This is a genomic window from Micromonospora sp. NPDC004540 (assembly GCF_040610095.1).
In the GTDB taxonomy this organism is placed as follows: Bacteria; Actinomycetota; Actinomycetes; order Mycobacteriales; family Micromonosporaceae; genus Micromonospora.
Map to the genome: position 1 here is coordinate 19,624 of NZ_JBEXLR010000083.1, position 9,996 is coordinate 29,619.

The following is a 9,996-nucleotide window of genomic DNA, read 5'->3' on the forward strand; positions in this document are numbered from 1 at the left end:
CCCGCTCCCCGTCGGGAACGAGCCGGGTCAGCGTCCGGGCCGGTGGAACCAGCGGGTCACCGGAGGCGGGTTCTCCTCCTCGTACGACCGGGCGGCACGGACCGCGGCGGCCAGTCCCGACCGGCGCAGGCCGGGCCGCGGCCGTACCGCCGGGTCGGCGGCCATCTCCCGCACGAGCGCGACGGCGAGGCCAAGCATGACCACCACGAACGGCAGGGCCACGAGGATGGTGGCCTGCTGCAACGCGGCCAGGCCGCCGGCCAGCAGCAGCGCCGCCGCGACCGCTCCGATGAGTACGCCCCAGAGCACCACCACGCCCCGGTGCGGCCGCAGCGCGCCCCGGGAGGTGAGCGAGCCGAGCACCAGGGCGGCCGAGTCGGCGCCGGTGACGAAGAAGAGCGCCACCAGCACCGCGGCCACCGCCGTGGTGACCGTCGCCAGGGGCAGCGCGTGCAGCAGCCCGAAGAGGGCGTTCTCGGCGCTCGCCCCGACGTCGGCGACCAGGTCCCGGGCACCGCTGCGCTGCACGTGCAGCGCGGTGCCGCCCATGATCGCGAACCAGACGATGCTGGCCCCGCTGGGCACCAGCAGCACCCCGGTGACGAACTCGCGGACCGTCCGCCCGCGGGAGATCCGGGCGATGAAGATCCCGACGAACGGCGCCCAGGAGATCCACCAGGCCCAGTAGAAGATGGTCCACGAGCCCAGCCACGCCGGGTCGGTGAACGCTCCGGTCCGGGTGGACATCACCACCAGGTGACTGAGGTAGTCACCGACCGAGGCCGGCAGCACCTCCAGCGTGTAGATGGTCGGGCCGGCCACGAAGACGAAGACCATCAGCCCCACCGCCAGCACCACGTTGCTGGTCGACAGCCACTTGATCCCCTTGTGCAGCCCGGTGAACGCGGAGACCACGAACGCGGCGGTGAGCGCGGCGATCACCACCAGCTCCACCGCGATGCTGTCCGGCACGCCGGTGGCGCTGTCCAGGCCCGCCGCGACCTGGAGCGCGCCGAGCCCGAGGCTGGTCGCCGAGCCGAACACGGTGGCGAAGACCGCCAGCAGGTCGATCGCCTGCCCGGCCGGCCCGTACGCCCGGGCGCCGAGCAGCGGCGCGAACGCGGCCGAGATCCGGCTGCCGCGCCCCTTGCGGAAGGTCGAGTACGCCAGGGCCAGCGCCACGACGGCGTAGATGCCCCACGGGTGCAGGGTCCAGTGGAACAGCGTGTACTGCATGGCCGCCGCGGCGGCCGGCCCGGTCTGCGGCTGCACCCCGGCCGCGGGTGGCGGCGCGGCGTAGTGCTGGATCGGCTCGGCGACGGCGTAGAAGACCAGGCCGATGCCCATGCCGGTGCTGAACATCATCGACACCCAGGCCAGCGTGGTGAACTCCGGCTCGTCGTCGTCGGCGCCGAGCCGGATCCGGCCGAACCGGGACGCGGCGAGCACCACGGACAGCACCAGGAAGGCGTCCGCGGCCACCACGAAGAACCAGCCGAAGGTGTTGATCACCCAGGCCAGCCCGGACTTCCCGAACGCCGCCAGGGAGGCGCGGCCGAGGATCCCCCAGACCACCACCGCGAGCACGCCGGCCACACCCAGCCCGAGCACCAGCCGGTCGATCCGCTCCGCCGGCCGGTCCGGCCGCACCTGCTCCGCCATGGCCCCATCCTCAGCGGGTGGGTCACCCCGCGGGGGCCGAACGACCAGGATCCCCGGGGCCGGGTGCCGGCGGTTCGATCAGGCGGGGAGGACGGCCGACTCCGCGGCCTCGACCTCGGCGTTCCAGGCCGCCTTGGTGGAGCGCCAGCCCTCGTCGTCCATGCCCCGCCGCCAGTAGCCGGAGATGGACAGGTCGCCGCGGGGCACCCCGCGCTCGACCCGCAGCAGCCGGCGCAGTTCCTTGACCGCGGTGGCCTCGCCGTGCACGAAGGCGTGCACCCGGCCGGGCGGGAAGTCCAGCGCGCGGAGCGCCTCGACCAGCGGCTCGCCCACCTGGCGCCCGGCGCGGTGCAGCCAGCGCAGCTCGACCGCGCCCTTGCTGGCCAGCGGCAGCTCGTCGGCCGGGCCGCCCACCTCGACGTACACCTTGGCGGGCGCGCCGGCGGGCAGCCGCTCCAGCGCGGCGGCGATCGCCGGCAGCGCGCTCTCGTCGCCGGCCAGCAGGTGCCAGTCGGCCGCCGGGTCCGGGGCGTAGGCGCCGCCGGGGCCGGCGAACAGCACCCGGTCGCCGGGGCGAAGCGCGGCCGCCCACGGCCCGGCCAGCCCCTCGTCGCCGTGGTGCACCACGTCCACGGTCAGCTCGCCGGCCACCGCGTCCCAGGCCCGCACCGTGTACGCCCGCAGCCGCGGCCACTGCTGCGCCGGGAACTCGCGCCGGATGGTGGCCAGGTCGGTCGGGTGCGGGTAGCTCACCCCGGCCGGCGGGAAGACGAACTTCACGTAGTGGTCGGTGTAGGCGCCCACCGGCAGGCCGGTCAGCTCCGCACCGCCGAGCACGAGCCGGATCAGGTGCGGGGTGGGCCGCTCGGTCCGGACGACCGTGGCGGCGGTGAGCTTCTTGGGGCGCTGCTCCGTCATGCTGCTTAGGCTAGCCTAAGTCGCTGATCTTCCCCACTGGGCTGTCCGACTGCGGACCCGCAGGTCAGCGGCCCGCTGCCAGGCGGCCGTGCCAGGCCAGGGCGGCCGGGTCGGTGAGCGAGGCCACCTGGTCGACCACCACGCGCAGCCGGGCGACGTCGTCCGGGGCGGCCCGCCACAGCGGCGCGAAGACCGGGTCGAGCGCCTCCGGGGCCCGGTCGAGCAGGGCGGCGACCAGGTCGGCGAGGATCTCCTGCTGCTGCGCGTAGCGGGGCCCGGCGCCGGGGCGGCGCATCACGTAGCGCAGGGCGATGCCCTTGAGCAGCGCGCACTGGGCCCGGATCCGGCGTGGCACCACGAGGTCGGCGGCGTAGCGGCGGTGCGGGCCGGGGCTGTGGCGCTGCTGGGTGGCGGCCACCACGGTCGACACGAAGCGACCGGTGAGCACGCTCGTGGTGGTCTTCAGCGCCGCGAGGGCCCGGTGGCTGCCGTCGTACGCGGCGAGCGGGGCGAGCACCGGCTCGGCGAGCAGTTCGGCCAGCACCTCGCCCAGGTCCTCGGGCGCCTCCCCGGAGTACGCGGCCGCCACGTCGGCGCAGAGCGCCCGCCGTTCGTCGGCGTCCTCGAGCAGCGGGCGCAGGCTGACGTAGCCGCCGTGGATGCCGTCCTCGACGTCGTGCACCGAGTACGCCACGTCGTCCGCCCAGTCCATCACCTGGGCCTCCAGGCAGCGCCGGTCGCCGGGCGGAGCGCCCTCGCGCAGCCAGGCGAAGACGGGGCGGTCGTCGGCGTACACCCCGAACTTGCGCCGGCCGGGCCGGCGCTCCCAGGGATATTTGGAGACCGCGTCGAGCGAGGCCCGGGTCAGGTTCAGCCCGGCGGAGCGGCCGTCCGGGGCGAGCACCTTGGCCTCCAGCCGGGTGAGCACCCGCAGCGTCTGCGCGTTGCCCTCGAAGCCCCCGCAGTCGGCGGCGAGCCCGTCCAGGGCCTCCTCGCCGTTGTGCCCGAACGGCGGGTGGCCGAGGTCGTGCGCCAGCCCGGCGGTGTCCACCACGTCCGGGTCGCAGCCGAGCCGGGCGCCCATCTCCCGGGCGATCTGCGCCACCTCCAGCGAGTGGGTCAGCCGGGTGCGCAGGAAGTCGTCGGTGCCGGCGGTGTGCACCTGGGTCTTCGCGGCGAGCCGGCGGAACGCCGCCGAGTGCAGCACCCGTGCCCGGTCCCGCTCGTACGGCGACCGCCCGTAACCGGTGTCCTTGGGCGTCTCGGTGACCAGGCGCGCCGCGTCGTCAGGGCCGGGACCCGCGGTCAGCCGTGGCTCACTCCTGGCGCTCACGTAGCACGCAGAACTCGTTGCCCTCCGGGTCGGACAGGACCGTCCAGTCCACCTCACCCTGCCCGATGTCGACGTGCCGGGCGCCCATGTCGACCAGGCGCTCGACCTCGGCCTCCAGGTCGGTCGGGCGCAGGTCGATGTGCAGCCGGTTCTTGCCCTCCTTGGGGCCGGTGACCGGGACGAAGACGATGCCGGGCAGCGTGTCGGGCGTGCGGCGGATCTCCACCTCGTCCGGCTTGTCGCTGATCACCTGGTAGCCGAGCGCCTCCGCCCACCAGTGGGCGAGCCGGGACGGGTCCTGGGCGTCAACCGTCAGGTTCTCCCAGACGCTGGTCATTCGGCCACCTTCCTGATCGACACGTACGCGGGAGCCCAGGTTACGCCCGGCGGGCCGGAATGGCGCGCCCGGACGCAAGCGGGGCCACCGACCTGAGCGTCGGCGGCCCCGGATGCGTCACGCGCTCAACGGGAGTCCGAACCCGTCGTGGTGATCGCCGCCCGGCCGGCCTCCAGCCGCGCCACCGGCACCCGGAACGGCGAGCAGGAGACGTAGTCGAGCCCGACCTCGTGGAAGAAGTGCACCGAGTCCGGGTCGCCACCGTGCTCGCCGCAGACGCCGAGCTTCAGCCCCGGGCGGGCCGCCCGGCCCTCCTCGGCGGCGATCCGGACCAGCCGGCCGACGCCCTCCCGGTCGATCGACTCGAACGGCGAGATGCCGAAGATGCCCAGCTCCAGGTACCGCCAGAAGAACGCGCCCTCGACGTCGTCGCGGGAGAAGCCCCAGCCCATCTGGGTGAGGTCGTTGGTGCCGAACGAGAAGAACTGCGCCGCCTCGGCGATCTGCCCGGCGGTCAGCGCCGCCCGGGGCACCTCGATCATGGTGCCGATCAGCACCTCGACGCCGCTGTCCCCGACCACCTCCGCGATGATCTTCTCGGCCTCGGCGCGTACCGTCTCCAGCTCCTGCACGGCGCCGACCAGGGGGACCATGATCTCCGGGCAGGCCGCGCCGCCGGCCCGGGTGACCTCGACGGCGGCCTCGGCGATCGCGCGGACCTGCATGGCGAACAGGCCGGGGATGACCAGGCCGAGCCGGACGCCCCGCAGGCCCAGCATCGGGTTCTCCTCGTGCATCCGCCGGACGGCGGCGAGCAGCGCCTCCTCCTTGGCCACGTCCTCGCCGCGCTCCTGGGCGACCGCCACGTTGACCGCGAGCTGCTCCAGCGGGGGCAGGAACTCGTGCAGCGGCGGGTCGATGAGCCGCACGGTGACCGGCAGGCCGTCCATCTCGCGGAAGATCTCGATGAAGTCCTCCCGCTGCAGCGGCAGCAGGGCGGCGAGCGCCGTCTCGCGCTCCTGGTCGGTTCCCGCGAGGATCAGCCGCTCGACCAGCTCGCGGCGGTCGCCGAGGAACATGTGCTCGGTGCGGCACAGGCCGATGCCCTCGGCACCGAACCGGCGCGCCCGGGCCGCGTCGGCGCCCGTGTCGGCGTTCGTCCGGACCAGCAGCCGCCGCGTCGCGTCGGCGTGCGTCATGATCCGGTGTACGGCCTTGACCAGCGCGTCGTCCGTCTGCTCCGCGTCCAGCTCGCCCTCGAAGTACTGCACCACCTCGGACGGCATGACCGGCACCTCGCCGAGGTAGACCTTGCCGGTGGTGCCGTCGATGGAGACGACGTCGCCCTCGTTCACGGTCTGCCCGGCGACGGTGAACTTCTTCGCCGGCACGTTGACGTCCAGCTCGTCCGCGCCGGAGACACAGGTCTTGCCCATGCCCCGGGCGACCACCGCGGCGTGGCTGGTCTTGCCGCCGCGCGAGGTGAGGATGCCCTTGGCGGCGATCATGCCGTTGAGGTCGTCCGGGTTGGTCTCCCGGCGGACCAGGATCACCGACTCGCCCTCGGCGGCCAGCTCGACGGCGCGGGCCGAGGTGAAGACCACCTTGCCGGAGGCGGCGCCCGGCGAGGCGCCGATGCCCTTGGCCACCGGCTGGAACTCGTGGTCGAGCTGGAAGCGCGGGAACATGAGCTGGGCGAGCTGCGCGCCGTTGACCCGGTGCAGCGCCTCGTCCAGGTCGATCAGGCCCTCGTCGACGAGCTGCCCGGCGATGACGAACGCGGCGGCGGCGGTGCGCTTGCCGACCCGGGTCTGGAGCATCCAGAGCTTGCCGCGCTCGATGGTGAACTCGATGTCGCAGAGGTCCTTGTAGTGCTCCTCGAGCCGCGCCATGTAGTCGAGCAGCTCGTCGTAGGACTTCTTGTCGATCCGCTCCAGCTCCTGCAACGGCACCGTGTTGCGGATGCCGGCCACCACGTCCTCGCCCTGGGCGTTGGCCAGGTAGTCGCCGTAGATGCCCTGCGCGCCGCTGCCCGGGTCGCGGGTGAAGGCGACGCCGGTGCCGGAGTCGGCGCCGAGGTTGCCGAAGACCATGGCCACCACGTTGACCGCGGTGCCCAGGTCGGCCGGAATCCGCTCCTGCCGGCGGTAGACCACCGCGCGCTCGGCGTTCCACGACTCGAAGACCGCGCGGATGGCCAGGTCGAGCTGCTCGCGCGGCTCCTGCGGGAACTCCCGCCCGGTGTGCTTCGCGAAGATCTTCTTGTACGCGTCGACCAGCCCGCGCAGGTCGTCGGCGTCCAGGTCGAGGTCGTTCTGCGTACCCTTGGCGCGCTTGGCCTCGTCCAGCGCGTGCTCGAACTCCTCGCCCGGCACCTCGCAGACGGTCTTGCCGAACATCTGGATCAGCCGGCGATAGGAGTCCCAGGCGAACCGGTCGTTGCCGCCCGCCTGCGCGCTGAGCCCGACGACGCTGCGGTCGTTGAGGCCGACGTTGAGGACGGTCTCCATCATGCCGGGCATGGAGAACTTGGCGCCCGAGCGGACCGAGACCAGCAGCGGGTCCTGCGGGTCGCCGAGCTTGCGGCCCATCTCCCGTTCCAGCGACTCCAGGTGCGCCTCGATCTGGGCGGCCAGCCCGTCCGGCTCGCGGCCGGTCGCCAGGTACGCCTTGCAGGCCTCGGTGGTGATCGTGAAGCCGGGCGGGACCGGCAGGCCGAGATTGGTCATCTCGGCCAGGTTGGCCCCCTTGCCGCCGAGCAGGTCCTTGAGGTCCTTGTTGCCCTCGGCGAAGTCGTAGACGTACTTGTGCTCGACCGTCTCTTGCGCTGCCACCAGAGCCTCCCACGCGCGCCATTGACACTTAACGAAGGTTCAGTTCGGACATACCCCGGGAGCGACCACCGGTAATCCCGGCTCGTCAGCGATCGGTGGGCGAAGGTTAAGCGAACTTCGAGTGGCCTGGGACCGTTCGGTGACAATCGGCACAACGGTCCCCACTATCCGCGTCCGTACCGGTTTTTGGGAACGCTTCCACGCGCACTATCACGCAATTCCGATTCCCCTCGTACTCTTGACGGCACTGGTTTTGCTGAACCTGACCTTTGCCATATCCCGCGCAAATACACCCCGGAGCCGTCGCCGTGCCGACCACCCCCGCCGCCCCCACCGAGAGCGGCCCCGAACCGCTCGACCGCCTCCCCGGCCGACAGCCGGCCGCCGCCGAGCTGGCCCGCACCGCCGCCCGGCGGGCCGGCGACCTGCTCGCACCGCCCGCGCCCGTCCGCCTGGGCGACGTGGTGCCCGCGCCCGAGCAGGTGACCCCGGACCCGGCGGCGGACTTCACGCTGCCTGCGGACGCGGTGATCCGGGTGAGCGCGGCCGGCCGGGACGTTGCCGAGCAGCTCGCCGAGTGGCTGCGCCCCGCCACCGGCTTCCCGCTGCCGGTCGCCGACGCCCCCGACGCCGACGGCCCGCTCGCCCTGACCCTGTCCGAGGCGGCGCTTGCGGCCGAGGGCGTAGCCGACGGGCTGGGCGACGAGGGCTACCGGCTCGACGTGACCGGGTCCGGGGTGCGGATCACCGCCGCCACCCCGGCCGGGCTGTTCCACGGCGCGCAGACGCTGCGGCAGCTCCTCCCCACGACCATCGAGAGCGCCGCCCCGGTCGCCGAACACTGGGCGGTGCCCGGCGGCACCATCGTCGACCGGCCGCGCTTCCCGTACCGGGGCGCCATGCTCGACGTGGCCCGGCACTTCTTCCCGGTCGAGGACGTGCTGCGGGTGGTCGACCACCTGGCCCGCTACAAGCTCAACCACCTGCACCTGCACCTCACCGACGACCAGGGCTGGCGGATCGCCGTCGACTCCTGGCCCCGGCTCGCGGAGGTCGGCGGGGTCACCGAGGTGGGCGGCGGCCCCGGCGGCTTCTACACGCAGGCCGACTACCGGCGGATCGTCGCGTACGCGGCCCGCCGCCACGTCACCGTGGTGCCGGAGATCGACCTGCCGGGGCACACCAACGCGGCCCTGGTCGCCTACCCCGAGCTGGCGCCCGGCAAGGTCCCGCCGCCGCCGTACACCGGCACCGAGGTCGGCTTCAGCTATGTCGACCCCGCCGACGAGCGGACGTACGCCTTCGTCGCCGACGTGGTCGGCGAGGTGGCCGCCCTCACCCCCGGCCCGTGGCTGCACCTCGGCGGCGACGAGGCGTTCAAGGTGCCGGCCGACACGTACCGCGCCTTCGTGGAGCGCGCCCAGGCGCTGGTCGCGGCGACCGGCAAGACCGTGGTCGGCTGGCACCAGCTCGCCTCGGCCGGGCACGTCGACGGGCGGGTGCTCCAGTGGTGGGGCACCAACGGCGACGACCCCGAGACCGCCGCGGCCGTACGCCGGGGCGCCCGCGTCATCCTCTCCCCCGGCAACCGCGTCTACCTGGACATGAAGTACGCCGCCGACACCCCGATCGGGCACGACTGGGCCGGCCTCATCGACGTGCGCCGGGCGTACGACTGGGATCCGGGGACACACCTCACCGACGTGCCGGCCGAGGCGGTGCTGGGCGTGGAGGCACCGCTCTGGACCGAGTCGGTCACCACCCTCGCCGAGGTGGAGTTCATGCTCTTCCCGCGCCTGCCCGCCGTCGCCGAACTGGGCTGGTCGCCCCGGTCGACGCACGACTGGGACGGCTTCCGCGAGCGTCTCGCCGGCCACGGCCCGCGCTGGACGGCCGCCGGCATCACCTTCCACCCCTCCCCCGACGTCCCGTGGCCCGCGACCCCCACCGTCCCCACCCAACGCACCCCCGACACCACCGCCGACAGCCACTGAACACCGGCGGCCACCGGTGGAACGCCATGGGTGTCTCAGCCCCCGCGAGACACCCACGGCGTTCCACTCACCCGCTCAACGCCCCGGACAGGCTGGGTGGAATGTCAGGTTGCACGCTCTGCCTGACCGCCCAGATGGTGCTCACCGCCCTCGTCGGCCCGCCTCTGCAACGCCACTCGCTTGGGCCGGGCGGAAGTTGGCGCCCGGCTGCGTGACGTGGGGTGAATGTCCGGTTCGTGGTGGCGGGTTGCGGGCATGCCTGTCCGGATTCGGGCGGTGGTGTCGGGTGGTCGGGGCCACCGTCGGGGCGGAATGATGCCGGGGCCGGGGTCGTTGTACATGGCAGACCGCGGAGAAGCCCTGGCCCCAGGGGTGAGGGAGCCCCGGTCGGAATGACCGGCCCCCGCCGGTGGTTACATCCCCCGGACCGTGCACCATCGGTCCGAGCCGGTGAGCCAGGGAATCATCCCCGGCCCCGGTCGTTACATCCCCCCGGGACGTCGGATCAGGCCGAGAGAATCACTTCCCCGCCGCCGACGGTTACACCCCCGGACCGCCCGAGCAGGTCACCCCCTGATCGCCGGGCACCCTCCGAAGACTTTCTCAGCGGCACCCGCGCCCCCCTTTTGCGGTGCTGCTCACCCCCGACAGAGAGGCACTCATCATGCGTACCGATCTGCTGCGTAACACCGTGCTGACCGCCGCCGGCCTCGCCGCGACCACCGTCGGCATCGCCGGCCCCGCCATCGCCGCCCAGGCCACCCCCGCCGAGAAGACCGCCCAGGTCACCACCGACCGCAAGGGCCACGGCGAGCGGGAACTCGACGTGCGCTACGAGGCCCAGCCGAACTTCTACTACTGCGGCCCCGCCGCCACCCGTAACGCCCTGAGCGTCCTCGGCAAGAACATCGACGTCGA

At 73.3% G+C, this 9,996-nt stretch carries 6 protein-coding genes and 1 pseudogene; 2 read left to right on the forward strand and 5 right to left on the reverse strand.

The window, feature by feature from the left end:
• Positions 1-27 precede the first annotated feature (27 nt).
• From ABZV78_RS23850 to ppdK, 5 genes are all read right to left on the reverse strand, one after another.
• Complete coding sequence (locus tag ABZV78_RS23850) at positions 28-1,662, reverse strand: BCCT family transporter (protein ID WP_355641886.1); 1,635 nt, start codon at positions 1,660-1,662, stop codon at positions 28-30.
• A 78-nt stretch (positions 1,663-1,740) separates the two neighbouring features.
• A complete protein-coding gene (locus ABZV78_RS23855) occupies positions 1,741-2,580 on the reverse strand; it encodes a siderophore-interacting protein (RefSeq protein WP_355641888.1) in 840 nt (279 codons plus the stop codon).
• Positions 2,581-2,644: 64 nt separating this feature from the next.
• Positions 2,645-3,889, reverse strand: a complete 1,245-nt coding sequence (locus ABZV78_RS23860) for a deoxyguanosinetriphosphate triphosphohydrolase (RefSeq protein ID WP_355641896.1) — start codon at positions 3,887-3,889, stop codon at positions 2,645-2,647.
• Positions 3,890-3,896: 7 nt separating this feature from the next.
• A complete protein-coding gene (locus ABZV78_RS23865; protein ID WP_355641890.1) occupies positions 3,897-4,250 on the reverse strand; it encodes a VOC family protein in 354 nt (117 codons plus the stop codon).
• A gap of 125 nt (positions 4,251-4,375) precedes the next feature.
• Positions 4,376-7,084 carry a pyruvate, phosphate dikinase gene (ppdK, locus tag ABZV78_RS23870; protein WP_355641892.1) on the reverse strand — a complete coding sequence of 903 codons (2,709 nt, stop codon included), beginning with the start codon at positions 7,082-7,084 and terminating at the stop codon, positions 4,376-4,378.
• A gap of 308 nt (positions 7,085-7,392) precedes the next feature.
• Here ppdK and ABZV78_RS23875 point away from each other — a divergent pair, with 308 nt between their 5' ends.
• Together ABZV78_RS23875 and ABZV78_RS23880 are read left to right on the forward strand one after the other, a co-directional pair.
• Positions 7,393-9,078, forward strand: coding sequence for a beta-N-acetylhexosaminidase (locus ABZV78_RS23875; RefSeq protein ID WP_355641894.1), 1,686 nt, complete (start codon positions 7,393-7,395; stop codon positions 9,076-9,078).
• 664 nt (positions 9,079-9,742) lie between these two features.
• Positions 9,743-9,996 (forward strand): annotated as a pseudogene (locus ABZV78_RS23880) (phytochelatin synthase); the annotation flags it as partial.